The 24,602-nt window shown below is 68.6% G+C and carries 25 protein-coding genes, 3 tRNA genes and 1 riboswitch; of the genes, 14 read left to right on the plus strand and 14 right to left on the minus strand.

The genetic code is table 11. The features are described 5' to 3' along the window. Nucleotides 1-21 precede the first annotated feature (21 nt). Nucleotides 22-285, minus strand: coding sequence for a helix-turn-helix domain-containing protein (locus tag AB5S17_RS11380; RefSeq protein WP_369239350.1), 264 nt, complete (start codon nt 283-285; stop codon nt 22-24). 61 nt (nt 286-346) lie between these two features. Here AB5S17_RS11380 and AB5S17_RS11385 point away from each other — a divergent pair, with 61 nt between their 5' ends. Both AB5S17_RS11385 and AB5S17_RS11390 read left to right on the plus strand, forming a co-directional pair. Beyond that, complete coding sequence (locus AB5S17_RS11385; protein ID WP_369239352.1) at nt 347-760, plus strand: hypothetical protein; 414 nt, start codon at nt 347-349, stop codon at nt 758-760. After that, the gene (locus tag AB5S17_RS11390; protein WP_369239354.1) at nt 757-1,023 is read left to right on the plus strand and encodes a hypothetical protein; all 267 of its coding nucleotides are present in this window, start codon (nt 757-759) and stop codon (nt 1,021-1,023) included. Before AB5S17_RS11385 ends, AB5S17_RS11390 begins: the two co-directional genes overlap by 4 nt. A 186-nt stretch (nt 1,024-1,209) precedes the next feature. Here AB5S17_RS11390 and AB5S17_RS11395 read toward each other — a convergent pair. After that, nucleotides 1,210-1,286 (minus strand) — tRNA-Arg (locus tag AB5S17_RS11395). Nucleotides 1,287-1,467: 181 nt separating this feature from the next. Next, on the minus strand, nt 1,468-2,109 hold the full coding sequence (locus tag AB5S17_RS11400; protein ID WP_369239356.1) for a thiamine diphosphokinase: 642 nt from the start codon (nt 2,107-2,109) through the stop codon (nt 1,468-1,470). Nucleotides 2,110-2,205: 96 nt separating this feature from the next. Further along, nucleotides 2,206-2,310: riboswitch (TPP riboswitch) on the plus strand. A gap of 51 nt (nt 2,311-2,361) precedes the next feature. Here AB5S17_RS11400 and thiB point away from each other — a divergent pair. From thiB to AB5S17_RS11420, 4 genes are all read left to right on the plus strand, one after another. Next, nucleotides 2,362-3,399, plus strand: coding sequence for a thiamine ABC transporter substrate binding subunit (gene thiB, locus AB5S17_RS11405; RefSeq protein WP_369239358.1), 1,038 nt, complete (start codon nt 2,362-2,364; stop codon nt 3,397-3,399). Then, complete coding sequence (thiP, locus tag AB5S17_RS11410) at nt 3,372-5,063, plus strand: thiamine/thiamine pyrophosphate ABC transporter permease (RefSeq protein ID WP_369239360.1); 1,692 nt, start codon at nt 3,372-3,374, stop codon at nt 5,061-5,063. Before thiB ends, thiP begins: the two co-directional genes overlap by 28 nt. Further along, the gene (thiQ, locus tag AB5S17_RS11415; protein ID WP_369239362.1) at nt 5,060-5,815 is read left to right on the plus strand and encodes a thiamine ABC transporter ATP-binding protein; all 756 of its coding nucleotides are present in this window, start codon (nt 5,060-5,062) and stop codon (nt 5,813-5,815) included. Before thiP ends, thiQ begins: the two co-directional genes overlap by 4 nt. 209 nt (nt 5,816-6,024) lie before the next feature. Then, nucleotides 6,025-7,533: a M48 family metalloprotease gene (locus AB5S17_RS11420; protein ID WP_369239364.1), complete on the plus strand. Its 1,509-nt coding sequence runs from the start codon at nt 6,025-6,027 to the stop codon at nt 7,531-7,533. A 60-nt stretch (nt 7,534-7,593) separates the two neighbouring features. Here the strand turns inward: AB5S17_RS11420 and AB5S17_RS11425 are convergent, their stop codons facing one another. Continuing rightward, nucleotides 7,594-8,517, minus strand: coding sequence for a LysR family transcriptional regulator (locus AB5S17_RS11425; protein WP_369239366.1), 924 nt, complete (start codon nt 8,515-8,517; stop codon nt 7,594-7,596). Between the two features lie 139 nt (nt 8,518-8,656). Between AB5S17_RS11425 and AB5S17_RS11430 the strand changes: the two genes are divergently transcribed. Continuing rightward, on the plus strand, nt 8,657-9,655 hold the full coding sequence (locus AB5S17_RS11430) for an amidohydrolase family protein (RefSeq protein WP_369239368.1): 999 nt from the start codon (nt 8,657-8,659) through the stop codon (nt 9,653-9,655). A gap of 25 nt (nt 9,656-9,680) precedes the next feature. Here AB5S17_RS11430 and AB5S17_RS11435 read toward each other — a convergent pair whose 3' ends face one another. Further along, the gene (locus tag AB5S17_RS11435; protein WP_369239370.1) at nt 9,681-10,586 is read right to left on the minus strand and encodes a LysR family transcriptional regulator; all 906 of its coding nucleotides are present in this window, start codon (nt 10,584-10,586) and stop codon (nt 9,681-9,683) included. Nucleotides 10,587-10,681: 95 nt separating this feature from the next. Here AB5S17_RS11435 and AB5S17_RS11440 point away from each other — a divergent pair, with 95 nt between their 5' ends. After that, nucleotides 10,682-11,560 (plus strand): aldo/keto reductase family oxidoreductase, encoded by an 879-nt coding sequence (locus tag AB5S17_RS11440; RefSeq protein WP_369239372.1) that lies wholly within the window; start codon nt 10,682-10,684, stop codon nt 11,558-11,560. Between the two features lie 112 nt (nt 11,561-11,672). On the opposite strand, the gene AB5S17_RS11445 is transcribed toward AB5S17_RS11440, so the two are convergent. The 5 genes from AB5S17_RS11445 to AB5S17_RS11465 form a co-directional block, all read right to left on the minus strand. Next, entirely contained in the window at nt 11,673-12,539 is an 867-nt protein-coding gene (locus AB5S17_RS11445) for an RNA polymerase factor sigma-32 (protein ID WP_369239374.1), read from the minus strand. A gap of 320 nt (nt 12,540-12,859) precedes the next feature. After that, nucleotides 12,860-13,486 (minus strand): CarD family transcriptional regulator, encoded by a 627-nt coding sequence (locus AB5S17_RS11450; protein ID WP_369239376.1) that lies wholly within the window; start codon nt 13,484-13,486, stop codon nt 12,860-12,862. Between the two features lie 447 nt (nt 13,487-13,933). Next, nucleotides 13,934-14,272: a ferredoxin FdxA gene (gene fdxA / locus AB5S17_RS11455; RefSeq protein ID WP_369239378.1), complete on the minus strand. Its 339-nt coding sequence runs from the start codon at nt 14,270-14,272 to the stop codon at nt 13,934-13,936. 187 nt (nt 14,273-14,459) lie between these two features. Then, complete coding sequence (locus AB5S17_RS11460; protein WP_369239380.1) at nt 14,460-14,915, minus strand: RNA-binding S4 domain-containing protein; 456 nt, start codon at nt 14,913-14,915, stop codon at nt 14,460-14,462. Next, a complete protein-coding gene (locus AB5S17_RS11465) occupies nt 14,905-18,294 on the minus strand; it encodes a helicase-related protein (protein WP_369239382.1) in 3,390 nt (1,129 codons plus the stop codon). The genes AB5S17_RS11460 and AB5S17_RS11465 overlap by 11 nt, the downstream gene beginning before the upstream one ends. 181 nt (nt 18,295-18,475) lie before the next feature. Here AB5S17_RS11465 and AB5S17_RS11470 point away from each other — a divergent pair, with 181 nt between their 5' ends. After that, nucleotides 18,476-19,771 (plus strand): SDR family oxidoreductase, encoded by a 1,296-nt coding sequence (locus AB5S17_RS11470; protein WP_369239384.1) that lies wholly within the window; start codon nt 18,476-18,478, stop codon nt 19,769-19,771. Beyond that, entirely contained in the window at nt 19,768-20,235 is a 468-nt protein-coding gene (locus tag AB5S17_RS11475; protein WP_369239386.1) for a DUF2269 family protein, read from the plus strand. The genes AB5S17_RS11470 and AB5S17_RS11475 overlap by 4 nt, the downstream gene beginning before the upstream one ends. Before the next feature lie 37 nt (nt 20,236-20,272). Here the strand turns inward: AB5S17_RS11475 and AB5S17_RS11480 are convergent, their stop codons facing one another. Further along, nucleotides 20,273-20,785, minus strand: coding sequence for a phosphatase (locus AB5S17_RS11480; RefSeq protein WP_369239388.1), 513 nt, complete (start codon nt 20,783-20,785; stop codon nt 20,273-20,275). Between the two features lie 613 nt (nt 20,786-21,398). On the opposite strand from AB5S17_RS11480, the gene AB5S17_RS11485 reads away from it, so the two are divergent. From AB5S17_RS11485 to AB5S17_RS11495, 3 genes are all read left to right on the plus strand, one after another. After that, a tRNA-Thr gene (locus AB5S17_RS11485) sits at nt 21,399-21,473 on the plus strand. A gap of 125 nt (nt 21,474-21,598) precedes the next feature. Continuing rightward, complete coding sequence (locus tag AB5S17_RS11490; protein WP_369239390.1) at nt 21,599-21,802, plus strand: hypothetical protein; 204 nt, start codon at nt 21,599-21,601, stop codon at nt 21,800-21,802. Nucleotides 21,803-21,965: 163 nt separating this feature from the next. Further along, a complete protein-coding gene (locus AB5S17_RS11495; RefSeq protein WP_369239392.1) occupies nt 21,966-22,739 on the plus strand; it encodes an NAD kinase in 774 nt (257 codons plus the stop codon). Nucleotides 22,740-22,776: 37 nt separating this feature from the next. Here the strand turns inward: AB5S17_RS11495 and AB5S17_RS11500 are convergent, their stop codons facing one another. After that, nucleotides 22,777-23,115: a DUF167 family protein gene (locus AB5S17_RS11500; RefSeq protein WP_369239394.1), complete on the minus strand. Its 339-nt coding sequence runs from the start codon at nt 23,113-23,115 to the stop codon at nt 22,777-22,779. A 6-nt stretch (nt 23,116-23,121) separates the two neighbouring features. Next, a complete protein-coding gene (locus AB5S17_RS11505) occupies nt 23,122-23,424 on the minus strand; it encodes a YggT family protein (RefSeq protein WP_369239396.1) in 303 nt (100 codons plus the stop codon). A gap of 218 nt (nt 23,425-23,642) precedes the next feature. Between AB5S17_RS11505 and AB5S17_RS11510 the strand changes: the two genes are divergently transcribed. Next, nucleotides 23,643-23,718, plus strand: a tRNA-Ala gene (locus tag AB5S17_RS11510). A gap of 67 nt (nt 23,719-23,785) precedes the next feature. Here the strand turns inward: AB5S17_RS11510 and AB5S17_RS11515 are convergent. Beyond that, a complete protein-coding gene (locus tag AB5S17_RS11515; RefSeq protein ID WP_369239399.1) occupies nt 23,786-24,451 on the minus strand; it encodes a TetR/AcrR family transcriptional regulator in 666 nt (221 codons plus the stop codon). Between the last annotated feature and the right edge of the window lie 151 nt (nt 24,452-24,602).

The following is a 24,602-nucleotide window of genomic DNA, read 5'->3' on the forward strand; positions in this document are numbered from 1 at the left end:
CCGGACATTTGCCGCTCGCCTCTATTCCTTCCTCAGCCTAACCCCGGCCCCACCTCCGTTTTCAGCGATAAACTCAACCCCAGCCTCCTGCAGCGCAGACAGAATAGCCGCAAGATTGTTCGTATTTGGCGTCCTGCGTCCTTTCTCGAAGTCGACCACGGTGTTGCGCGACACGTTCGCGCGTTTGGCAAGCTCTGCCTGATCCATCTCGACGAGCGCGCGAGCGGCACGACATTGCGCGGGAATGATCAACCTGAAGCCCAACCTTGCGCATGGTGTTGACATATAGCCCGTAATTGAGCTTAATGCCCAACGTATAGCTCAACGCCCCACTTGGAGCAACGGCATGAAAAACGACCCCATCGGGCCGATCGGCGGAGCTTTGCCCGTCGTCAGCCGCAAGATCATTACTGACGAGATCGAGCGCCTGATCTCAGTACTGGACGAATTGGATCGCGACCCCGACTTCGAGCCGTACCTGGCGGGTTACAGCGAAGGGACCGATGACCGCGAAAGCGATGACAGCGATCTTGAGGACGGCGCCGATACCGAGCACTCGCTGGGCTGGACGGAAAACATTGATGAGCGACAGGCACGCATGGTGCATTCCGGCTGGGTGTTCGGCGACGGCGAAGGTGAGCCCCTGCTAGGTTGGTGCGAGAACCATGGTTGCGGCTTCACTGCCGCGCAAGAGGGTAGTTCTCGGGACGATCGGGAGTGGGATGTCGCGGACGAAGGCGAAATGGAGGACGAGCTATGAAGTCGCGCCACGACAATCTTCCGCTTGTCGATATGTCGAATGTCCCGGACGTCTACGCTTCCGGGACGCTGCCTATCGATGATCTCGGCGACGGGATGGTGCGGGTGTCCTTCTACAGCGTCCAAAGGGGCATCTGCGGCAACGCGGAGCGCATTGTTCAGGTGAAGGTCGTCATGTCGCGCTTTGCCGTTCTGGATCTCGCAATGGCGGCCGCAGCCCCACCAGAGCCGCTTGCGGTTGAAGAACCAGTCTTGAGGAACTGACGATGCGGCTCCTTATTGCCATCATCCGCCTGCGGCGCGAACTGCGGCTATGGCGAGCGGCACAACGGCGAGCGAATCGCTGATGACGATGGAAGGCCGGCGGAAACGTCGGCCTTTCCGTTACCCGCACCGTTACCCTAAACTCTTATCGGCGCGATGATAGAAAAGTTAAGCCGTTGATTTCCTTGGTGATCCCGACTGGATTCGAACCAGTGACCCTCAGATTAGGAATCTGATGCTCTATCCTGCTGAGCTACGGGACCACGCGGGGCGCACCATAGTCGAAAAGGTCGGGAAAGGCCAAGCCTGGAATCGGCCGGCGCGGCGGCCGTGCAAAGTCGGGTGGGGGGCGGCTCGGCGGTGGCCGGTGGCTGCTCTTGCAGGGTTGCGCGGGGAGCGCGAGGCTCCGGCGGAGGTGATGGCCGGTGGGCGGCGGCGCGCCGCTCAGTGTACCGCGGGGTCGGCCTGCGCCAGGAGCAGCGCGCGGCCCTCGCGCACCGTCACGGCGATCTCGCCCATCGCCTCGTTCGACTGCGTCAGGATGGAGTGGAACGGCACCGCGACGTCGGCGAGCGGCCATTTGGCGCCGTCGATCGTCAGCCCCTGAAGGTCGGAAAACTTCAGGATCGAGAACTGCGCACCCGGCGCGAGGGGGAAATTGCGGCGGTCCGGGCCGAGCGGCCAGGCGTGTTCGACGCCGTCGAAGAGTTCGACCGCCAGACCGCGGTCGTTGTAGCGCAAGGCGAGGATCAGATGCGCGAAGGCATGGTCGCTGCGCGGGCCGCCGAGCGCGCCGACGAGGGTCAGCCGCGTCGCCCCCCGTTCGATCGCCGCCTCGATGGCGATCTCGCCGTCGGTCTGGTCCTTGTCGCGCGGGAACGGGGCGCGTGCGATGCCCGCCAGCTCGATGGGCGGGTGCGGCGGCGTCGAATCGAAGTCGCCGACCCAGAGCTCCGGCGACAGGCCGAGCGCCGCCGCATGGCGGATGCCGTCGTCGGCCGCGATGACGCGGCTGCCCGCAACGGCCTCTTTGAGTGCCGCGGTCGGCTCGATGCGGCCGGCGAGGAGGACGGTGAAATGCGCCATGGGCCGGCCACTTAGCGCAAGCGGAGACGAAAGGGAAAGCGTCCCGGCCAAGCAGCCGATGCTTGCCAAGCCGGCGCGGCCGGTAGATAGTCCGGCCCGCTCACAAGGGGGTGCTCCGGACAAGGAGCTGAGAGGCGTCACGGCCAACCCGTCGAACCTGATCCGGATCGTACCGGCGGAGGGATTGCGAGCGTTGCCCAGCCATCAGCAACGCGCGTTCCGCTCGCCGACCAGCGAAAGATGACCCGCGCCATGGCCGCTCCTCGTCCGTTCCGCCTTTCCCGCCTCGCCGGGCTCGCGACCCTCGCCCTCGCCGCCTTCGCGGGGACCCACGGCGCGCTCGCCGCGGGCGACAAGCCGGTGCTCACGGTCTACACCTATGACAGCTTCTCTGCCGACTGGGGTCCGGGGCCGAAGATCACGGCCATGTTCGAGAAGACCTGCGGCTGCGTGCTGAAGTTCGTCGGGCTGGAGGACGGCGTCGCGATCCTCAACCGGCTGAAGCTCGAAGGCGCGTCGAGCGGCGCCGACGTGGCGCTCGGCCTCACCACCGATCTCATCCCCGAGGCGAAGGCGACCGGCCTGTTCGTCGACAGCGGCACCGACCTCTCCGCCATCGAGGTGCCGACCGGCTTCACCGATCCGGTCTTCGTGCCCTACGACTACTCCTATCTCGCCGTCGTCTACGACACCAAGGCGATCAAGACGCCGCCGACGAGCCTCGACGCGCTGGTGAACGGCGATCCCAGCGTCAAGATCGCCATCGAGGACCCGCGCACCGCCACCCCCGGCCTCGGTTTCCTGCTCTGGATGAAGGCGATCTACGGCGATCAGGCGAAGGCGAAGTGGGAGAAGCTGTCGGACCGCATCCTGACCGTCACGCCCGGCTGGAGCGAGGCCTACGGCCTGTTCACCAAGGGCGAGGTGCCGATGGTGCTCAGCTACACGACCTCCCCCGCCTATCACGAGATCGAGGAACACACCGACCGCTACCAGGCCGCTCCGTTCGAGAAGGGCCAGTATCTGCAGATCGAGGTCGCCGCGGCGCTGAAGGGGTCGCAGCACAAGAAGCTCGCCCGCGACTTCCTCGCCTTCATGCTGTCGAAGGACGTCCAGTCGATCATCCCGACGACCAACTGGACGCTGCCGGTGCTGCCGAGCGTCGAGCTGCCGAAGGAATTCCAGGCGCTGCCGAAGGTCGACCACCCGATCTTCATCGACCCCGAGACCGTCGCCAAGAACCGCGAAGCCTGGACGCAGGAATGGCTGCAGGCGATGGGCCGGCGCTGACCGGCACCGCGCGCCTCGTTCCCCGCGCCCCGGCCATGACCCGCAATGCCGACCGCCGCATCCGCATCGCGATCGGCTGCGCCGCGGCCGCGGTTCTCGCCGGCTTCCTCGTCGGGGCGCTGGCGGCGCTTCTCCTCGCCACCGGATCGCTTCCCGCCGTCGCGAGCCTGCTGGAAGACGGCTATATCCGCGCGATCGTCGGCTTCACGCTGGAACAGGCGCTTCTCTCCACGGCCCTCTCGATCCTCGGCGGGCTGCCGCTGGCGCTGGCGCTGCATCGCGCGCGCTTTCCCGGCCGCGACTGGGTGCTGCGCCTGTTCCTGCTGCCGCAGGCTTTGCCCGTCCTCGTCGGTGCGCTGGCGGTCATCGCGATCTGGGGCCGCAGCGGCGTGGTGTCGGACGCGTTCGCGGCCCTCGGCCTGCCCCGGCTCGACGTCTACGGCCTGCCCGGCATCCTGATCGCGCACGTCTTCTTCAACCTGCCGCTCGCCGCCCGGCTGATGCTCGCCGGGCTCGACCGCGTGCCGGCGGAAAGCTGGAAGCTCGCCGGGCAGATCGCCATGCCGCCGCTCGCGACCTTTCGCATCGTCGAATGGCCGGCGATCCGCACCGCCCTGCCTGGCGCGGCGAGCCTGATCTTCATGCTGTGCGTGACGAGCTTCACCCTCGTCCTGATCCTGGGAGGCGGGCCGGGCGCGACGACGCTGGAGGTCGCGATCTACCAGGCGCTCCGCTACGACTTCGACCCGGCGCGCGCGGTGTCGCTGGCGCTGTTGCAGATCGCGCTGACGGCGGCGATCCTCCTTGCCGCGACCCGCCTCGGGGGCGATCCTGCCGGCGGCTTCGGCCTCGGCGGAGACGCCCGCCGCTACGACCGCAAGAGCCGCGCGCGCGACGTCGCCGACCGCACCGTCCTCGTTCTCGGCATCGCCTTCGTCGCCGCGCCCTTCGTCGCTGTGCTCGTCGCCGGGCTGCGGGCGAACCTTGCCGGCCTCGTCGTGCAGGACGCGGTCCAGCGGGCCGCCCTGACCAGTCTTTGCGTGGCGGCAGCCGCCGCCGGCCTGTCGCTCGTCCTGTCGACGGCCGTGCTCCTGGCGATGGAAGCGCTCCGGCCGACCGCCGCGGGCGCGGCAGGCACCGCGCCGGCCCTCGCCCGCCATACGCTGGAGACGACGGGGAGCCTCGTCCTCGTCGTGCCGCCGATCGTCGTCGGCGCCGGCTGGTTCCTGGCGCTGCGGCAGGTCACCGACGTCTTCGCCGCCGCGCCCTACGTGGTCGTGGCGACCAATGCGGCGATGGCGGTGCCGTTCATCGTGCGCATCGTCGGCCCGGCTCTCTCCGAAGAGGCGCAGCGGACCCGCCGCCTCGCCGACAGCCTCGGCCTTTTCGGCCTCGCGCGCCTGAGGATCGTCGACTGGCCGGCGATGCGCGCGCCGCTCGGCCTCGCCTTCGCGTTTGCGCTCGCGATCTCGCTCGGCGACCTCGGCGCGATCGCCCTGTTCGGCAGCCAGGACTTCGTCACCCTGCCCTATCTCCTCCTGCAGCGCATGGGCAGCTACCGCACCAGCGACGCCGACGGGCTGGCGCTGATCCTCGGCATCCTCTGCCTCGGCCTGATGACGCTCGCCGAGCGGGGCTTCGCCAGACGCAGGCGGCGCGCATGAGAGCGCCCGTCGATCCCGGCCGGACGGCGGCTCTCCGTCTCGACGACGTGCGGTTCGCCCACGACGATCTCGCCATGCGGTTCGACCTGACCGTCGAGGAGGGCGAATGGCTGGCGCTGATCGGGCCGAGCGGGGCCGGCAAGTCGACGCTGCTCGACATCGCCGCCGGCTTCGTCGCGCCGGATGCCGGCCGGGTCTGGATCGGCGGAGCGGACGTCACCGACGCGGCACCGGCCGAGCGGCCGCTCACCATGGTCTTCCAGGAGAACAATCTCTTCGCGCATCTCGACGTCTTCCGGAACGTCGCCCTCGGCATCGCGCCGAACCTCAGGCTGGACGCGAAACAGCGCCGGGCGGTCTCGGAGGCGCTCGAAAGGGTCGGCCTCGCCGGCTTCGAGAAGCGCCGCCCGGCGGAAATGTCCGGCGGCGAGCGCCAGCGTGTCGCGCTGGCGCGGGCCTTTCTGCGCGGCCGGCCGTTGCTCCTGCTGGACGAGCCCTTCGCGGCGCTCGGCCCGGCCCTGCGCCGCGAGATGCTGGCCCTGATCGAGACGCTGCGCCGTGCCCGCACCGATGCGCCGATGACGGTTCTGATGGTCACCCATCATCCCGAGGACGCCGTCGGGCATGCCGACCGCGTGGCCTTCCTCGAGAACGGCGAGATCGTCGTCGAAGGGGCGACGGACGACATCCTGTCCGACCGGACGAACGCCGGGGTTGCCCGGTATCTGGGCACAACATCTTCGGATCGCTGACGTATTTCCGGCGGATTTCCTTGCTACCCGCAAAATCACTGGAATCGAGGGGTTTCGTCACAATTCGGCAGGTTCTGTTGCGGATCGATCCTTCCGCAAGGCGCCGCAATTCGGCTAAGTCGGCCGGAAGGAGTGGCAGCCGGAATCGGCTGCGGCGGATGACGGGGGCGGCAATCGTAGCGATGGGTGCAACGTCGAGGATCCGATCCTTGAAGCGGTCGGCACGCCGTCTGTGCGGCGGCGGCGCGCTCGTGGCGCTGCTTCTGACAGGCGCCTGCACGACGGTCGAGCAGGGGCTGGCCGGCCTCACCCCGAGCGGCGATTCGAGCCTGCAGACGGGCTATGCCGCGACGCAGCGGGATCCGGTCAGCTTCGAGCAGGTCCAGGCCGACGACCCGCAGTCGGTGATCGCCCGCTCACAGCATCCGAAGATTCTCGCCGCCTATGGCGGCGCCTATTCCGACCCGAAGATGGAGCGGATGCTGGCGACGATCGTCGGCCGGCTGGCGGCGGTGACCGACGATCCGAACCGCGCCTATCGCATCACCATCCTCAACTCGCCGAACATCAACGCCTTCGCGCTGCCGGGCGGCTACGTCTACATCACCCGCGGCCTCCTGGCGCTGGCGACCGATTCGGCCGAGGTCGCCGGCGTGATCGGCCACGAGATGGGACACATCACCGCCAATCACGGCATCCTGCGCCAGCAGCGCGAGCAGGCGGCTGAAATCGCGAGCCGCGTCGTCACCGACGTGCTGCACAGCGAGCCGGCCGGAGAGATCGCGCTGGCCCGCTCTAAGCTCAGCCTCGCCCAGTTCTCGCGCGAGCAGGAGCTGCAGGCGGACGAACTCGGCATCAAGCATATCGCGCGGGCCGGCTACGACCCCTATGCCGCGAGCCGCTTCCTGCAGGCGATGCAGTCGTACCAGAATTTCCGCAACGCCTTCCAGGCCACCAACCCGCAGCTCGACTTCCTGGCTTCGCACCCCTCGACGCCGCAGCGAATCGCGCTGGCGAACGCGTTGGCGGCCAAGGTCGTGCCGCCGGGCGGCGGCGACACCGACCGCGACCACTACCTCTCCGGCATCGACGGCATGCTGTTCGGCGACTCGGCGGCCGAAGGCTATGTCCGCGACCACCATTTCTACCATCCGGGCCTCGGCATCACCTTTCAGGTTCCGGACAATTTCGTCATCGACAACACCGCCGAGGCGGTGCTGGCCACCGGCCCGGGCGACACCGCGATCCGCTTCGACGGCGTGGCGCTGCCGGCCGAGAGCAGCCTCGTCGACTATGTGAACTCGGGCTGGATCGGCGGCCTCGACCCGTCGAGCGTGCACGAGCACCGCATCGGCGCGCTGGAGGCGGTGTCGGCCAAGGCGCATGGCGGCGACTATGCCTTCGACGTCACGGTCATCCGCGTCGGCGGCCAGGTCTATCGTTTCCTGACGGCGGTGCCGTCGCGCTCGGCGGCCTCCGCCACCGCGATCGCCGAACAGGTCGCGAACTCGTTCCGCGTCCTCAGCCCCGCCGAGAAGGCGGCGCTGAAACCCCTGCGCATCCGCATCGTCACCGCCTCGGCCAGCGACACGCCGGCGACCATGGCGCGCAGGATGATCGGCGTCGACCGCAAGGAGGCGATGTTCCGGCTCCTGAACGAACTCGGCCCGAACGATGGCCTGACGGCGGGCGTGCGCTACAAGATCGTGGCGGAATAGCCGTCGGCCAGCGCGCGCCGTCGGTTGCGCGGCGAAGCGGCGCTGTTGATTGCGCCCGCCTCACCGCGGATACGCCGCCCGGCATACGCCTGCCACCGTGTCCCGCAGCCAGCGATGCGCCGGATCGGCGTCGAGGCGCGGATGCCAGATCGCCGATATGTTGAACCTCGGCAAAGCCAGCGGAAGTTCGAAGCTCTGGAGCCCGGCAGGCCCGGCCTCGCCGGGGCGCATGCGGTTGCCGAGGCAGGAGCGCGGCACGACGGCGACGAGGTCCGACTGGCTCGCGATCCGCATCGCGTCCGGGAATCCGGGAACGACCACCACCACGCTCCGCCGCAGGCCGAGCGCCTCCAGGGCATCGTCGATCGGCTCGGCGAAGCTCCCATCGCGCGACGTGGCGATGTGCTCGCAGGCGGCATAGCGCTCCGGCGTGATGCCGCCTGCCAGCAGTTCGTGCCCCGTTCGGGCGACGCCGACACGCCGGTCGACGAAGAGGAGGCGCGTGCGGATTTCGGGCGCCTCGGTCCCGAGCAGGCCGATTTCGAGATCCACGAGCCCGTCCCGCAGCGGCTGCGCGTTCTTGTCCGGCTTTTGCACGAACCGCAGCCGGACACCCGGCGCAGCCTGCCGCAGGGTCATCACCAGCACGCCCGACAGGAATTCCAGGAACGCTTCGCTGGCGCGGATGGTGAAGGTGCGCGCGAGCGTCGCCGGGTCGATCTCGGCGGGCTCGGGCTGGAGAACCGCCCGCGCGTCCCGCGTCAGCGCATGCACGCGTTCGCGCATCTCGGCCGCGCGCGGCGTCGGGACGAGCCCGCGCCCCGCCCGCACCAGCAGCGGATCGCCGGTCGCGGTGCGTAACCGCGTCAGCGTCCGGCTCGTCGCGGACGTGCTGAGCCCCAGGCGGCGGGCCGCGCCGGTCACACTGCCTTCCGTCAGAAGCGCGTCCAGCGCGACGAGGAGGTTCAGGTCGATGGCGTTCATGCGCGTCAGCCTACCCCGCTCAATCGCTCGGACATAGCGTCCAGCGCAACAATACCTTGCGGCCGCTGCGTCTGGCGCCCGGCGTTCCCCTTGCGCATATCCGCATGGACCGCCCCGCTCTAACCACCTGGAGACCGACATGCGACTGATCGGCATCGAAGAACATTTCCTCACACCCGAGGTTCGTGACGGCTGGAATGCCATCAACCTGGCCGCATCCGACCCGAGCGCCGCCTTCCACTCCGGCCCCATCGAGACGCGTCTTCTCGATCTCGCCGGGGAACGCATCGCTCTCATGGACGAAACCGGCCTGGACGTTCAGGTCCTGTCGCTGACCACGCCGGGCCTGCACGAATTCGGGCGCGAAAGCGTCGACATGGCCCGCCGCGTCAACGATGCCGTGGCGGAGGCCGTGGCCCGGCATCCGGATCGGCTGCAGGCCTTCGCGACGCTGCCGGTGGCGGCGCCGGACGAAGCCGCACTGGAATTCGAGCGCTGCGTCAGGACGCTCGGCTTCAAGGGCACGATCCTCAGCGGACGGGTGGGGACGCGCAATCTCGACCATCCCGACCTCCTGCCGATCTTTGAGAGCGGGGCTTTGCTGCGCGCGCCGATCCTTCTGCATCCGCGGGTTCCGGATCCGGCCGTGCGCGCGGTCTACTATTCCGGCTTCAGCCCGGCGGTGGATACCGCCTTCGCGGCCTTCGGGCTCGGCTGGCACTATGACGCGGGCATCCAGTTCGTGCGCCTCGTCCTCGCCGGCCATTTCGACCGCATGCCCGGCCTGCAGCTCATTCTGGGTCATTGGGGCGAGCTGGTGCTGTTCTATGCCGAGCGCCTCGCCGCGATGGACCGTGTGTCCGGTCTCGCCAAGCCCATCGCCACCTACCTGCGGGAAAATCTCTACGTGACGGCGAGCGGCATGTTCCTGCCGCACTTCCTGGAGCGCGCCAAGGCGATCGTCGGGCCGGAGCGCCTCCTGTTTTCGACCGACTACCCGTTTCAGTACAGACCCGGCCGCGACGCGCGCGGCTTCCTCGAAACCTGCGGGCTGGACGAAGCGGAGCAGGCCGCTTTCGCGTCCGGAAACTGGATGCGGCTGATCGGCGATCTGGCCGCCGGTCCCGATCGGGCATAGCGGAAACCGATCGCCTCCGGGGCGGTCACGCCGGTTGCTGCGCCTTGACGAAATCCAGGAATGCGCGCAGCGGCGGCGGCACGAGACGGCGGCCGGGATAATAGATGAGCGGACCGGAGAAGCTCTGCCACCAGTCCTGAAGGACCGGCTCCAGGTCCCCGGCGTCGACATGCGGCCGCAGCCACTCCTCGAAGAGGGCGATGATGCCGCCGTCGGCGATGGCCGCCTCGACGGCGAGATCCAATCCGCCGGCGGTGCTGACGACGAGCGCGCCCGTCGGCTCGACCCGGACGACCTCGCCCGCCTTCTCGAATTCCCAGGGAGTGGTGGTCGCACCGCCGCGGAAGCGCCCGAGCAGGCAGCGGTGGCCGAGCAGGTCGCGCGGATGCTTCGGCCGCCCCATCCGGTCGAGATAGGCCGGCGACGCGGCGATGCCGAAACGCTGCGTGCGCGGCCCGATGGGCATGGCGATCATGTCCTTCTCCAGGCGCTCGTCGTAGCGGATGCCGGCGTCGCAGCCTTCCGCCAGGAGATCGACGAAGCGATCCTCGACGATCACTTCCAGCCTGATGTCGGGATAGGCCGCCAGGAAGGACGGGACGATCGGCGGCAGGACGACGCGGGCGGCGACGACCGGGACGTTGAGCCGGAGCGTGCCGGCCGGGCGATCCCGGAAGCCGTTGACGACGGACAGGGCCGACTCGACCTCGGCGAGCGCCGGCCCGAGACGGTCGATCAGCCGCTGGCCGGCCTCCGTCGGCGCAAGGCTGCGCGTCGTGCGGTTGATGAGGCGCAGGCCGAGCCGCGCCTCGAGCCGGCGCACCGCTTCGGAGAGGCCGGACGCGCTCTTGCCGCTCGCGCGGGCCGCTTCGCGGAAGCCGCCGGCGCGCACGACGGCCAGAAATTCCGGAAGATCGGTCAGATCCTGCATTGTCCAAATTCCCGCACGGCCCGTGCCGCCTCTACCCCATTATCGTACGGCGAAGGATTGTCTAGCTGAGGGTCGATCAACCAAGGAGACCGATCATGATCGACCTCACGAAATCCGGCACCTTCACGCTCGGCGACCGGACGGTGAAGCGCCTCGGCTATGGCGCGATGCAGCTTGCCGGCCCCGGTGTCTTCGGGCCGCCGAAGGATCGCGACGGCGCCCTCGCCGTCCTGCGCGCGGCGGTGGAAGCCGGCGTCGACCACATCGACACCAGCGACTTCTACGGGCCGCATGTCACCAACGAGATCATCCGCGAGGCCCTGCACCCCTACCCCGAGGGGCTGACGCTGGTCACCAAGATCGGCGCGAGGCGCGGCACGGACGGATCGTGGAACCCTGCCTCATCGGCCGCCGAGCTGCGGAGCGCGGTCGAGGACAATCTGCGCCATCTCGGCCTCGACGCGATGGACGTCGTCAACCTGCGGATCATGTTCGACGCCCACGCGCCGGCCGAAGGCTCGATCGCGGAACCCATGCGCGTGCTCGCGGAGCTGCAGCGGGAGGGTCTCGTGCGCCATATCGGCCTCAGCAACGTGACCGCGGCCCAGGTCGCGGAAGGCCGGGGGATCGCCGAGATCGTCTGCGTCCAGAACCAGTACAATCTCGCGCATCGAAGGGACGACGGGCTGATCGACCAGCTCGCAGGGGACGGCATCGCCTATGTGCCCTTCTTCCCGCTCGGCGGCTTCTCGCCGCTGCAGTCCGAGACGCTGTCGGCCGTTGCAGGCCGCCTCGGCGCATCCCCGATGCAGGTGGCGCTCGCCTGGCTGCTGCAGCGGGCGCCGAACATCCTCCTGATCCCCGGAACCTCGTCGGTCGCGCATCTCGAGGAGAATCTCGCCGCCGCCGAGCTCCACCTTCCGGCCGACGCGGTGGCCGAACTCGACCGGATCGGCTCGGCGCCCGCGGCCTGAAGCCGCGTTGCCCGGCGCCAGGCGGCTGGCGACCCGGTGACAAACGAAGAGCGGGGAGACCGCCCTCGCGATCTCCCCGCTCCTCACGCCTTCGATTTGGCGTGCGAGCCGCTCAGGCGACGTAGGCCGCGCGGTCGGCGTTGGTTTCCAGCAGTGCGACGCGGAGCTTTTCCAGCGCCCTAGTCTCGATCTGGCGCACGCGCTCCTTGGAGATGCCGAGCTTGAGGCCGAGGGCCTCCAGCGTCGCGCCGTCGTCCTGGAGGCGGCGCTCACGGATGATCTTCAGCTCACGCTCGGAGAGGACGTCGAGGGCGGAATTCAGCCAGGTGACCCTCCGCTCGTCGTCGATCGAGCTCGACACCATCTCGTCGGGCAGCGGATCGTTGGAGACGAGGAAATCCTGCCGGTCGGCGCTGCCGGACTCGTCCTCGATCAGCGGCGCGTTGAGCGAGGAATCGGGCCCGGAGAGGCGGGAGTCCATCAGCGCGACGTCGCCCTCGGACACCTTCAGCGCCGTCGCGATCTCGCGGTACATCGCCGTGCCGGAGAGGCTCTCGGAGCCCTGGCTGAGCCGGGCGCGCAGGCGGCGGAGATTGAAGAACAGCGCCTTCTGCGCCGAGGACGTTCCGCCCCGCACGATCGACCAGTTGCGCAGGATGTAGTCCTGGATCGAGGCGCGGATCCACCAGGTGGCATAGGTGGAGAAGCGCACTTCCCGCTCCGGCTCGAACCGCGCCGCCGCCTCGAGCAGGCCGACGTGACCTTCCTGGATCAGGTCGCTCATCGGAAGTCCGAAGTGCCGGAACTTCGAGGCCATGGAGATGACCAGGCGCATGTGCGCCGAGGTGATCTTGTGAAGGGCCTGCTGATCGCGCTGTTCCTTCCAGCGCACGGCCAGTTCGTACTCCTCCTCGCGCTGGAGATAGGGAGCTGCCATGGCCGCGCGGATCATCGTACGGCGAGCGGACTGTGATTTCATCGGGATAACCCTCCGGAAAAGCTAAGCGGCGTTTCGGCCTACCGCGCGAATCCAGGAGATCATCGCGCGCCGGGTATCGGCGAAACGCGGGGCGAAGCCAAACGTTCCCGCGAGGGCAAACTTTTTGGACAAACGTAAAAAGGGAGGTGCCGAAGGCAAGGGGCGGCCGAGAAGTGTGAAGACCGACGAACGATCGTTAACACCTCTTGACGACAAACAAAAGACCGGCCGCTTGACAGTGGCCGGTCTTTATCATGGTCGGGAGCCGATCGGCTGCGGGAAAAGCCGCCGTCGCGGGGCTGCCGGAGAGGCGATCGGCCTCAGGCGGCCTGTTCCTGCGCCGGCTCGGCCTCGGTCTCGGCGTCCGCGTCGGTTTCGGCGTCGTCGGCATCCGCCTCGGCTTCCGCGGTGGCGCCCTTCGGCAGGCGCTTCGGACCCTTGTTGAGGTTCACCTCGATCAGCCGCACGGCCTCGGTCTCGGACACCTCGTTGACGGCGGCGAGTTCGCGCGCCATCCGGCCGAGAGCGGCTTCATAGAGCTGGCGCTCGGAGTAGGACTGCTCCGGCTGGCTCTCGGCGCGATAGAGATCGCGCACCACCTCGGCGATCTGGATCAGGTCGCCGGAATTGATCTTGGCGTCGTATTCCTGCGCGCGGCGGCTCCACATGGTCTTCTTGACCCGGGCGCGGCCCTGGACGACCTTCAGCGCACGTTCGACGAAATCGGTCTCGGAGAGTTTGCGCATGCCGACCGCATTGGCCTTGGCGACCGGCACCTTCAGCCGCATCTTGTCCTTCTCGAAATCGATGACGAAGAGCTCGAGCTTCATGCCCGCGACTTCCTGCTCTTCGATCGCGACGATCTGGCCGACGCCGTGGGCGGGGTAGACGATGCTTTCGCCGGTCTTGAAGCCCAGGCCGTTGGTCGCCTTCTTCTGACTGCTCATACGCTTTTTCTAACTCCCTGTTGTGCCCAGCCGCGAGGGAAGCTAGACACGGGCAGCGACGCGGACGTCGCCGATTTGGACGGCCCTGCGGGGGTCGTCTGACCGCAGTCGGTGGGTCTGTCTCGCCCGATCCTGCATCCGGGCCGCATGAAACGCTCGGCCCGGCGAGGAACCGCCAGTGACGTGGCGAAGAGGGAGACATCCTTTCGGAAACCCGTGGGCGCCGATGGGTGTGGCTCGCTTGCCACAGCGCCCGACTGTGTCACCGATACTACACGAGCCTGCCGAAAAATTCAAGTTTTTCCGGCACCTGACGCGATGGTGCGACGCAACGACCTCGCCGCGCAGAATCTATCCGTGATGTCGGCGTGGACGCGGGGCAGCCCTGTCGGCCCGCCGGGCGATCCGGCTGGCGCGACGGGCGGTTCGCCGTCCGCGAGAGAGCGATCAGTCGCCCTGACCGGGCTCCGGGGAGAAATATTTCTCGAACTTGCCGTCCTGACCGTCGAATTCCTTGGCGTCCGCCGGCGCATCGCGCTTGATCGTGATGTTCGGCCACTTGTCGGCATACTCGGCATTGACCTGCAGCCACTTGTCGAGGCCGGGCTCGGTGTCGGGCTTGATCGCCTCGGCGGGGCACTCCGGTTCGCAGACGCCGCAGTCGATGCACTCGTCGGGATGGATGACGAGCATGTTGTCGCCTTCGTAGAAGCAGTCGACCGGGCAGACCTCCACGCAATCCATATATTTGCAGCGAATGCAGTTGTCGGTCACCACATAGGTCATGACGGGTCCTTACGTCTCGCGAACCCTGCCGAAGGTCCGCCTCTTCCGCCCGGCCACGTTGCGATGCGAAACGCCGGGCCGGTCCACTGAACTGTCGACCTAGCCACTCCGCAAAGGCCTTGCAAGCGCAAAGCTTGCTGCCTGAACCGCGCCCCGGGCAAAGATTTTGCGTGGCTGGGCGGCGCCCTCAGCCGAAGGGGCCGCCCTTCAGTTTTTGCAGCGCCTTCCGGTCGTGCTTGCTCGGGCGGCCTTCCGGAGCCGGTGCCGGAACATTCGCGGCAAGTCCGGACGCAGCGCTCCCGCCGCTGCCGTCAGCCGTCCCTGACCCTGTCGCGGCCGCGCCCTCCGCCGGCGTCGTCATGTCCTGATAGAGCGTGGCGGCCTCGCTGGCCGGCCCGCGCCGCGTCCCCGGGTCGAGGACCTTGAGGACGCGCACGCGTCCCCCGAGCGACAGCGTCAGCACATCGCCCGGCCGCACGATCCGCGCGGCGTTGTCGGTCTTCTCGCGATTGATCCGCACGGCGCCCGACTGGACGAGCTTCTGGGCGAGCGTTCGCGACTTCGCGACCCTCGCGAAGAAGAGCCATCGATCGACGCGCTGGCCACCGCCGGGCGCCGAAGCGGGGAGCGGCTTATCGGCCAAGCTTCTCCTTCAGCGCCGCGAGCTTGGCGAAGGGCGAGTCCGGATCGACGCGCTGCGGCTTGTCCGGCCGCCGCGGCGCCTGATCCCTGCGCTCGTCGCGATCCTTGAAGTCCTTCTGCGGCCGGCCCTTGCCCTTCGGGCCGCCCTTGCCGAAGCGTGCCTGGCGCTCGTCGTGGCCGCCGCGCTCGTCGCCGCCCCGGCCCCGGCCGGACCGCTGCTGCGGCCGATCCTCTTGGCTACCCTGCTCGCCGCCCCGGCCGAAGCGCTGCGACCGGTCGCCGGAGCCGGACCGCTCGTTCGCGCCGGCCTGCCCGTCGAACGACCTGCGCCCCCGCCGGCCGCCGTGGCGCTGCTGATTCTCCCGGCGATCGCCGCCGCGATGCGGCCGCCAGACCTGGATGATCCGCGGCTCCTCCGGCGCGTCCGCCGCCTCGGGCGCAGAAGCCTCGGCCGCAGGCGCTGCGGCCGGCTCGGCGTCCGCCGTGGCCGACGCTTCGGGCGTCGAGGCGGCGGTCGGCTCGGACGCGGCCTCGCCGCCTTCGGCGCCGATATCCGTCTTCTGCGTGGTCGGCTCTTCCGGCTCCGCGGCAACGGCCGTCTCATCGGCGGCTTGCGGCGCAGCGTTCTCCGCCTGCGCCGAGGCTTCGACGACCTCCGGCACGACCGGCGCGACGCCGGCTTCCGCGACCGCCTCGGATTCCGCTCCGTCCGACGCTGCCGGATCCCCGGCGGGCGCCGCGGTCTCGGGCGCCGCGTCCTGCCCGGCTTCGGCCGGTGCAGCGCCATCGGCTTCCGCCGGCTGCGGCGCCTCGGCGCCCGCGGCCGCTTCCGCAGCCTTGCGCGCGGCCTCGGCCTTGGCGGCTTCCGCCGCGGCCGCCGCCTCGGCGTCGAGCCGCTTCAGCTCCGATTCGACGGCGCCGGCATCCATGCCCTGCGGCCGGTAGCCGAGACCCTTCAGGATCTCGTCCATGTCCTCGGCGGTGGCGCCGAGGATCGACATCATCGCCGGCGTCACCAGGAACTGCGCACCGTTGTAGCCGCCCTCGGGCCGCTTCCCGGTGCCGGGCTTCCAGGCGAGCGCCGGCCGGATGAGGTCGGCGAGCCGCTCCAGGATGTCGACGCGCACGGCGCGCCGCCCGAGAAGGCGGTAGCCGGCCAGCGCGTAGAACACCGGATCGAAGCTCGTATCGGCGACGGCCGAGGTGCGGCCGGTCGACAGAAGATGCGTCACCTCGCCATAGCCCGGCCGGTCGCGCCCGTCGTTCGCGACGCCCCACAGCAGCGTCAGGAGGCTCGCCGGCGCCGGCTTGATCAGCGTCGGGACGAAGATGTGGTAGGCGCCGAAGCGCACGCCGCAGCGCCGAAGCGCCGCGCGCGAGGCCTGGTCCAGCGCGCGCACCTCCTCGGCGACGTCGCGGCGCTGCAGAAGCCCGAAATTCTCCATCAGCCGGAAGGCGAGGCCCCGCGCCGTCCCCTCCAGGCCTTCCGCGACCTTGAGGTCGAGCAAGGGCTTCAGGATCGTCGAGACCTGATAGGTCAGGAAGCGCTCGGCGCGGGCGGCGACGCTGTCGCGCGCCGGACCGGTCAGCTGCTCGTCGGCGAGCAGCACGATCTTCGGCTTCAGCGGATCGTCGCTGGCGGACAGGCTGGCGACCGGCGCGCCGAGCCAGCGGATCAGTCCGTCCGAGGCGAGCGCGAGATCGCCGTTCGGCGCGTTGACGAAGCGTTCGGCGCGCTTGTCGAACTCGCCCGCCAGCGCCTTCTGCGCCGCGGCACGAACCGCCTTCGCGTCCGCCCCTTCCGCCTTGGTGTCCGGCGTGAACCGGAATCCCTGAAGTTCGCCAACGGGATGGCCCTCGACAACCACCGTCCCGTCGCTGGCGATTTCGGCTTCCATGAATGCGTTCTCTCTCAGCCGCCTCATCAAGACGCTTGTCCTGCGGTCTACGAAGCGTTTCGTCAACCTGTCGTGCAGAGCGTCGGAAAGCCGGTCCTCGATGTCCCGCGTCTTTTCCTGCCAGTGTGTCGGATCGGCAAGCCAGGCGGGACGGTGCGAAATATACGTCCAGGTGCGGATCTCGGCGATGCGCTGAGACAGGGTGTCGAGGTCGCCGTCCGTGCGGTCGGCGCGGCGCACCTGCGAGGCCATGTAGTCTTCGGAGACGTGGCCGTTGTCGGCGATGTCGCCGTAGATGGAGGCGATGATCTCGGCGTGCTGGGCCGGCGCGATGCGGCGGTAGTCCGGCAGCTTGCAGGTCTCCCAGAGCAGCTCGACCTGCCGGCGTCCCTTCGCGCGATCGACGATCGCGGTGTCGCGCGACAGGAACTGCAGCGCCCGCTGGTCGACCGACGGCAAAGAACGCGTCAAGTCCTGGCTCGGCGGCGGCCGCTCCAGGCTCATGGTCAGCGCATCGATCGAGCCGAAGTCGAGATCGCCGTTGCGCCACTGCAGCACCTTGACCGGCGCGAAGCTGTGGGATTCCAGCGCCTCGACCAGTTCCTGCGGCAGCGGATCCACGCGCCCCGTCACGCCGAAGGTCCCGTCGCGCACGTGCCGCCCGGCACGGCCGGCGATCTGGCCGAACTCCGCCGGCGTCAGCTGGCGGTACTGGAAGCCGTCGAACTTCCAGTCCTGCGCGAAGGCGACGTGGTCGACGTCGAGGTTGAGGCCCATGCCGATCGCGTCGGTGGCAACCAGGAAGTCGACCTCGCCGGACTGGTAGAGCGCGACCTGGGCGTTGCGGGTGCGCGGGGACAGCGCGCCCAGCACGACCGCCGCCCCGCCGCGCTGGCGCCGGATCAGCTCGGCGATGGCATAGACCTCGTCGGCCGAGAAGGCGACGATGGCGCTGCGCCGCGGCAGCCGGGTGATCTTCTTGGAGCCGGCATAGACGAGGTTCGACAGCCGCGGCCGCGTCGTCGTCTGCGCCCCCTTCAGGAGACGCTGGAGCACGCCCTGCATGGTCGGCGCGCCGAGCAGCAGCGTCTCCTGCGTGCCGCGGGTGTTGAGGATGCGGTCGGTAAAGACGTGGCCCCGCTCGAGATCACTCGCGAGTTGCACCTCGTCGATGGCGGCAAAGGCGGTGCCGGGATTGCGCGGCATCGCCTCGACCGTGCAGACGAAATAGCGCGCGTTCGGCGGCTTGATCTTCTCCTCGCCGGTGATCAGCGCCACCGCGCCGACCCCGACCCGGTCGACGACCTTGCCGTACACCTCGCGCGCCAGCAGCCGCAGCGGCAGGCCGATCGTGCCGGACGAATGGGCGATCATCCGCTCGATCGCGAGGAAGGTCTTGCCGGTATTGGTCGGCCCGAGGACGGCGGTGACATTGGTGCCGTCGAAGCGGATCGTGTCTGGGACGGGTCGAAGCTCGGTCATGCGTCCCGTCTAGATGGGATACCCGTCACCGTTGGAAAAGGTTTTCCGGCGATTCGCAAGACGCGCCACACGGTTATCGGCTTGGCAACCTCGCGCTGGTAGGACTTCCACGCCGACCGGCAAATCCAACGGCTCGGCCAGAAGACTGGTCACGGCGGCAAGTGGAAAGGACGGAAGCTCATTGCGGAAGGCCGTCATCCTCGGAGCCTACGGGCTGATCGGCTCGGCCTGCCTTCGCGCCGTGAAGGCGGACGGATTCGCCGTGACCGGCGTCGGCCGCTCCAAGGCCGCCGCAATGCGCTGCGACCCGCACGCACCGTGGATCCTGCTCGATATCGCCGCGGCGACGGTCCGGGACTGGCGCACGGTCTTCCAAGACGCCGACGTCGTCGTGAACGCCTCGGGAGCGTTGCAGACGGGCGCACGAGACAGTCTCGCCGCCATTCACGACGTGGCGATCGCTCGCATGCTCGAAGCGCTGGCGGGCAGCAGGACCCGATTCATCCAGATATCCGCCGCCGGCGTCTCGCCCGATGCCGGCACCGAGTTCTTCCGTTCCAAGGCGCGGGGCGATGCTCGGATCATGGCCTCCGGTCACGACTGGATCATCCTGCGGCCGACGCTGGTGGTGAGCACCGAGGCCTATGGCGGGACGGCGCTACTGCGCGCCGCAGCAGCGGTCCCGCTGGTCTGCGCGAAGGTGCTTGCCGACAGCCCGATCCAGACGGTGTGGGTGGAGGACCTAGCCGCAGCGGTTCTCCAGGCGGCGCGGGGCGGGATTGCCGCCAGAACGCTCGCCGACATCACCGAACGTCAGGCCCGGTCTTTCGCCGAGACGCTCCGGATGGTCCGGGCGTGGCAGGGATTTCCGCCCTGGCGCTTCACCGTTTCCATCCCGCGCCCGCTCCTGCGCGCGGCAGCCCGCATCGCCGACGCGACCGGCTGGCTCGGCTGGCGCTCGCCGCTACGCACGAACGCGATCCGGTCGCTGGAGGACGGCATCACCGGCGACGCGGCGACGTGGGAAGCTGCCGGCGGATCGCCATGCCGCTCGCTGCCCGAGACCCTGGCGGAAATTCCGGCGACGGCACAGGAGCGCTGGTTCGCGCGGCTGACGCTCCTCGGCCCGGTGGCAATCGGGACGCTGTCTCTCTTCTGGGTCCTGTCGGGTCTTCTCGGATTCGCCGAGAGCGGCCCGGCCGAAGCGCTGCTGACGGAGCGGGGCCTCGGATCCGGGCCGGCCGCAGCCGCCGTTCTCGGAGGGTCGCTGATCGACCTCCTCCTCGGCCTCGCCATCCTTTACCGCCCTTTGTCGCGCTTTGCCTGTCTCGGCATGGTCGCCGTGTCCGTCGCCTATCTCCTCGGCGCGACCCTTTTTGCCGCGGATCTCTGGTCGGACCCGCTCGGGCCGCTCGTCAAGGTGCTGCCGGGGATCGTCCTCGCGCTCGTCGCAGCCGCGCTTCTGGACGAGCGATGAGCGTCCAGATCCTGCTCTTTCTGCATATCGTCGGCGCCTGCGTCCTGCTCGGCACCGGGGCCGGCATCGCCTTCTTCATGGTGGTCTCGAACCGCAGCCGCGATCCGGCCCTGATCGCGCACACGGCCGGCATCGTCGTTCTCGCCGACACCGTCTTCACCGCGACGGCGGCGGCGGTGCAGCCCGTCACCGGCGCACTCCTGGCGCGAGAGATCGGCTGGCCGCTGGGCCAGGGCTGGGTGCTCGCCTCGCTCGGGCTCTACGTCTTCGTCGGTCTGTTCTGGCTGCCCGTCGTCGCCATGCAGATCCGGCTGCGGCGCCTGGCGGCCGAGGCGCGCGACGCGGGGTTGCCGCTGCCGCCGGCATATCACCGGCTCTACCGGATGTGGTTCGCCTTCGGCTTCCCGGCCTTCGCAGCCGTGCTCGCCATCGTCTGGCTCATGATCGCCAAGCCGGACATCTGACCGCGCCGCCATTCCGCATCGGGCAACTGTCGGTGTTTCAGCCGGCCGACTTGCCGTTGGAGCTGCCGGCCAGCATGTCGAAGGCGAAGGGGACACCGTCGCCCTCCTCGCGCCGGCGCAGCGTCGCGCGGCCGGGCACAAAGCGGGCGGCACAGGCCGCGACGAGTTCGCCTCGAAGCGACAGGGCGGCGTCGAAGCGCTGCAGCACCAAGCGGTTCGGATCGGCCGGGTGCCGGCAGCATGGGACGGCCGCGCCCGCCGCCTCTACCGGCGACAGCAGCGTCGCAAGGATGCCGATCGCGACCGCCGGCGCCCGCCGCACGCCCTGCAGCCCGTGGATCAGAAGCCGCGCATCCTCGGGCAGCTTCGCGACGAAGCCGAGGATCGCCGAGACCTGTTCGGCCGTCGGCGCGCCTGCCGCATCCTCCGCCTCCACGTCCTCGAATTCGACGATCAGGTGCCGGCCCTCGGGCAGGTCCTTCGGCCCGAGATAGGACTTGTCCGGCGACTTGATCGAGATGACGTCGCTCGGCGAAAGCTCGGAAAACATCCGCCGCGCCTCGGACTGGCCGCAGATCATCAGCCGGCCGGGCCAGCCATTCGGATGCCGGCCCGGATCGCCGGCGGCACGAAACGCTTGAACCAGATCTGCCTCCTCTTGGTCGCGAGGGACTTGGACGCGTCGGCGGGACGGTGCTCGCCCGCCTCTCCTGCGCCCGGCTTTATGCACCCATCGCGCGCGGCACGCCACTCCCGCGTTCGGGTGCGAACGCCTCCCGCAGCAGAGCCGAGGCGGGCCCGTAGCGGGGTTTCGACGGCGCGCAGGCTTCCGTCCTCCGCCGGTGCCAGAGGCATTCGTTAAAATTCTTCGAATCGTCCGAACTTTTTTCGGAACCCCTCTTCATCCCGCGCATTATCGAGGCACCCCCAAGCGATCATCCCCCTCGATCGCAAATGCAGTCGGAAAAGGGCAGCTTCCCCCTCGCTGCCCTTTTTCGCATTTCAGGGTCGCCTTCTCCGGAAGAGCTCTGCCAGCAGGTTTTCCAGAGCCCTGATCAGCGCCATAGCGCCGCGCGACCTCTCCTCCGAGCGGACAGACCGGCTCGCGGACAGCCCGATTTTCCGCTGCAACGCGGTCCGCAATATGCTATGCAGCGCCCCGCGCCGGTTTAGCTCAGCGGTAGAGCAGCGGTTTTGTAAACCGAAGGTCGGGGGTTCAATCCCCTCAACCGGCACCAACGAAATCAGGTGCTTCGACCGCATCGTCCCGGCTCGATGTCGCGTGAATCTCGCAGAGGATCGCTTGATTTCCGGCCGCTTCCTGCGACACTCGCCCTTGTGGTGCGGCACGGGAGGTGGGCGGATGAAGTTCGGACTGCGCAAGCCGAGCCTGCGGAAGAGCCTCGCGGCCCGCACATCGCCCGCCCGATTCCTCCGGCATTCCCTCGGCCTCAAGGCGCCCCGCGGCTATGGCTGGCTGACCGATCCCAAACGCGCCGCCTACAACCGCGTCTATAACCGCACGACGGTCAGCGTGTGGTCCTTGCTGGCGAAACTGTTCCGCTAGCCGTCGCCGCGCCGTATCGGGGAAAGCCGGTAGCGGACGATCATCGGGCGCCTCGTCCGCCGCGAGCCGGCCTCTGCGGCTTGGACTCGTGGCCGGCTCGCGCTAGCTTGCGCAGGCACCCGCGGCCGCGATCCCGCCGCTTCGACGAGATCAGCCCCAGAGCATGTCGCGAAATCTTCGGTCCATCTCCTTCGTCGCCAGCGAGAACCCGCTCGCCCGCGAAGCCGCACAGCGCCTCTCGGCGCTCTACGGCAATGACGATCCGCGCAGCGCCGACGTCGTCGTCGCGCTCGGCGGCGACGGCTTCATGCTGCAGACGCTCCATCAGTTCATGGACACCGGCAAGCCGATCTACGGCATGAACAAGGGCACGGTCGGCTTCCTGATGAACTTCTATCGCGAGGACGGCCTGCAGGAGCGCCTGGCGGCGGCGGTCGAGAACGTCATCCATCCCTTGAAGATGACGGCGGTCAACAATCGAGGCGAGAGCTTCGAGGCGCTGGCGATCAACGAGGTCTCGGTGTTCCGCCAGTCCTACCAGGCGGCACGGCTGCAGATCTCGATCGACGGCCGGGTGCGGCTGGACGAACTCGCCTGCGACGGGCTGCTGGTGGCGACGCCCACCGGCTCCACCGCCTACAACCTCTCGGCCCAGGGCCCGATCATACCGATCGACGCGCCGCTCTTGGCGCTGACCCCGGTCAGCCCGTTCCGGCCACGGCGCTGGCGCGGGGCGCTCTTGCGCAACCACCAGACCGTCGAGATCGTCGCGCTGGAATCCGAAAAGCGCCCGGTCAATGCCGTGGCGGACGCGACGGAGGTGAAATCGGTGGAACGGGTGACGATCTGCGAATCGGCCGAGGACACCGCGATCATCCTGTTCGACCGGGATCATTCCTGGGACGAGCGCATCCTCGCCGAACAGTTCCGCTACTGACGGCGAAGCGGCAGCCGTCCGGGCGGTCGGCGGACGCTCACCGCCCCTTTGCCAGCCCGTCCAGAAGTGCTGCAAGCCCATCGGGGGGATCGGAGATCCGGACCGTCTTCGACCGCGACGTTTCGCCGGACATGATTGCGATCGACGACTTCGGGACTTTCAGGCGCTTTGCGAGGAGCGCGATCAGGGCGGCATTCGCCTTGCCGAATTCCGGCACCGCTCGAACTCGCGCGGCGAGCCAGACGCTCCCCGCCGCGTCCTCGGCGATACCCTCGATCCGGTCGGCGCTGGAGCGCGGCGTCAGCCGCACGAAGAGGAGGATGCCGTCTGCTGCCGGCGCGAAGAAGCGGCGGTCACCGGCATCGGCCGCTGCCACGCCGCCTCAGACCCCGTAACGGTAGAAGGCGGGGTTGATGTAATAGACGATGAGATACTGCAGGAACATGATGCCGAAGAGCACGACCAGCGGCGAGAGATCGAGGCCGCCGAGGTCCGGCAGGACGCGGCGGATGCGCCGGTAGAGCGGCTCGGTCATCTGCCACAGGAAGCGGCCGACCGAGTCGACGAAGGGATTGCCGGGATTGACGATGTTGAACGCATAGAGCCACGACAGGACCGCCGAGGCGATGACGATCCACCAATACAGATTGAGCGCCTGGTAAAGAACGTAAGTGACTGCAAGCATCGACCCGGAACCCCTCGTAAACCGGCCCCGATGTAGACATCGCCTGCTTCGAGCGCAAGCGAACGGCCAGCCGACGGAGACATCGCGGTTGCCGGAGAATTGCCAGAAGACCGATCGAGCCATCCAACGATGCCGCGCCGAGGAAATTGCGCCGGCCGTTCGCCGGGCCGTTGACACGCCCCCTTCGCCCGCACTAAATGCCGCTCGCATCGGTGGACGGGGCTGTAGCTCAGCTGGGAGAGCGCGTCGTTCGCAATGACGAGGTCAGGGGTTCGATCCCCCTCAGCTCCACCAATGCCTCACCCCTTTTGATGGACGATCGTGCGGACCGTGCGTTGCCGGCTGGCAGAGCGGTGGGCGTTCATCCCGCCTGTGGCCGGTCGACGGCGTAGCCCGCCATGAACAGACGCACCGCGCTCGTGACGCTCGCTTCGAGCTCCGCCTCGCTCGGATCCTCGGTGATCACGCCGAACAGGCGCGGCTTCAGGAGCCCGCTGGTGACGAGGTCCGACAGCTGCGACGCCGCCCGGCGCGGGTCGTCGAAGCGCAGAAGCCCGGCCTTCTCCACCCCCTTCAGATATTCGGCGAGGAAGTCGAGGGAGCGCTCCGGTCCCTTGGCGTAGAAGTCCATGCCGATTTCCGGCAGGCGCTCGGCGACGCTGAGGATGGTGCGGTGCGCCCGGACCACCCGCCGCGAGGTGAGCCGGCGGGCGAGATGGCAGCCGAAGCGGAAGAGCGTCTCCGCCGGCTGCGTCGGATCGCGCAGGATCGCCATGAACTCCTGGACGTAGCGGTCGCGCTCCTCGCAGACCAGCGCCGCGAACAGATGTTCCTTGCTGGGGAAGTAGACATAGAGCGTGCTCTTGGACGTCCCTGCCTCGGTGCAGACGTCGTCCATCGCCGCCTTGTCGAAACCGACGGCGGCGAAGACGCGCGCAGCGGCATCGAGGATCTGCCGCCGCTTCTTCGGATTTTTGCCGGCTGCGATCCGCGTCTTTACCGGATCATCGGAGTTGTTGGGTTTCATGTCTCGCCGGGTTGACGCAGCGTTGCAGATTCGCCGTGGCAGGCGTGCATGCTCCTCCTTGCCACGTCCAGAGCGGCGCTGTAAAGAAAATCAAACCGAACGGTTCGGTTCGATTTCAGGAGCCGGCGATGCTGGAAGAGCGGTCCGAGGA

Origin of the sequence: Jiella sp. M17.18, assembly GCF_041027365.1 — a bacterium.
Lineage (GTDB): Bacteria > Pseudomonadota > Alphaproteobacteria > Rhizobiales > Rhizobiaceae > VKMB-3413.

What these genes read in the sequence shown, in the direction of transcription:
- AB5S17_RS11380 (WP_369239350.1), bottom strand. Translation starts at nt 285, where the DNA reads ATGTCAACACCATGCGCAAGGTTGGGCTTCAGGTTGATCATTCCCGCG.
- AB5S17_RS11385 (WP_369239352.1), top strand. Translation starts at nt 347, where the DNA reads ATGAAAAACGACCCCATCGGGCCGATCGGCGGAGCTTTGCCCGTCGTC.
- AB5S17_RS11390 (WP_369239354.1), top strand. Translation starts at nt 757, where the DNA reads ATGAAGTCGCGCCACGACAATCTTCCGCTTGTCGATATGTCGAATGTC.
- AB5S17_RS11400 (WP_369239356.1), bottom strand. Translation starts at nt 2,109, where the DNA reads ATGGCGCATTTCACCGTCCTCCTCGCCGGCCGCATCGAGCCGACCGCG.
- thiB (WP_369239358.1), top strand. Translation starts at nt 2,362, where the DNA reads ATGGCCGCTCCTCGTCCGTTCCGCCTTTCCCGCCTCGCCGGGCTCGCG.
- thiP (WP_369239360.1), top strand. Translation starts at nt 3,372, where the DNA reads ATGGCTGCAGGCGATGGGCCGGCGCTGACCGGCACCGCGCGCCTCGTT.
- thiQ (WP_369239362.1), top strand. Translation starts at nt 5,060, where the DNA reads ATGAGAGCGCCCGTCGATCCCGGCCGGACGGCGGCTCTCCGTCTCGAC.
- AB5S17_RS11425 (WP_369239366.1), bottom strand. Translation starts at nt 8,517, where the DNA reads ATGAACGCCATCGACCTGAACCTCCTCGTCGCGCTGGACGCGCTTCTG.
- AB5S17_RS11430 (WP_369239368.1), top strand. Translation starts at nt 8,657, where the DNA reads ATGCGACTGATCGGCATCGAAGAACATTTCCTCACACCCGAGGTTCGT.
- AB5S17_RS11435 (WP_369239370.1), bottom strand. Translation starts at nt 10,586, where the DNA reads ATGCAGGATCTGACCGATCTTCCGGAATTTCTGGCCGTCGTGCGCGCC.
- AB5S17_RS11440 (WP_369239372.1), top strand. Translation starts at nt 10,682, where the DNA reads ATGATCGACCTCACGAAATCCGGCACCTTCACGCTCGGCGACCGGACG.
- AB5S17_RS11445 (WP_369239374.1), bottom strand. Translation starts at nt 12,539, where the DNA reads ATGAAATCACAGTCCGCTCGCCGTACGATGATCCGCGCGGCCATGGCA.
- AB5S17_RS11450 (WP_369239376.1), bottom strand. Translation starts at nt 13,486, where the DNA reads ATGAGCAGTCAGAAGAAGGCGACCAACGGCCTGGGCTTCAAGACCGGC.
- fdxA (WP_369239378.1), bottom strand. Translation starts at nt 14,272, where the DNA reads ATGACCTATGTGGTGACCGACAACTGCATTCGCTGCAAATATATGGAT.
- AB5S17_RS11465 (WP_369239382.1), bottom strand. Translation starts at nt 18,294, where the DNA reads ATGACCGAGCTTCGACCCGTCCCAGACACGATCCGCTTCGACGGCACC.
- AB5S17_RS11475 (WP_369239386.1), top strand. Translation starts at nt 19,768, where the DNA reads ATGAGCGTCCAGATCCTGCTCTTTCTGCATATCGTCGGCGCCTGCGTC.
- AB5S17_RS11480 (WP_369239388.1), bottom strand. Translation starts at nt 20,785, where the DNA reads ATGTTTTCCGAGCTTTCGCCGAGCGACGTCATCTCGATCAAGTCGCCG.
- AB5S17_RS11490 (WP_369239390.1), top strand. Translation starts at nt 21,599, where the DNA reads ATGAAGTTCGGACTGCGCAAGCCGAGCCTGCGGAAGAGCCTCGCGGCC.
- AB5S17_RS11495 (WP_369239392.1), top strand. Translation starts at nt 21,966, where the DNA reads ATGTCGCGAAATCTTCGGTCCATCTCCTTCGTCGCCAGCGAGAACCCG.
- AB5S17_RS11505 (WP_369239396.1), bottom strand. Translation starts at nt 23,424, where the DNA reads ATGCTTGCAGTCACTTACGTTCTTTACCAGGCGCTCAATCTGTATTGG.
- AB5S17_RS11515 (WP_369239399.1), bottom strand. Translation starts at nt 24,451, where the DNA reads ATGAAACCCAACAACTCCGATGATCCGGTAAAGACGCGGATCGCAGCC.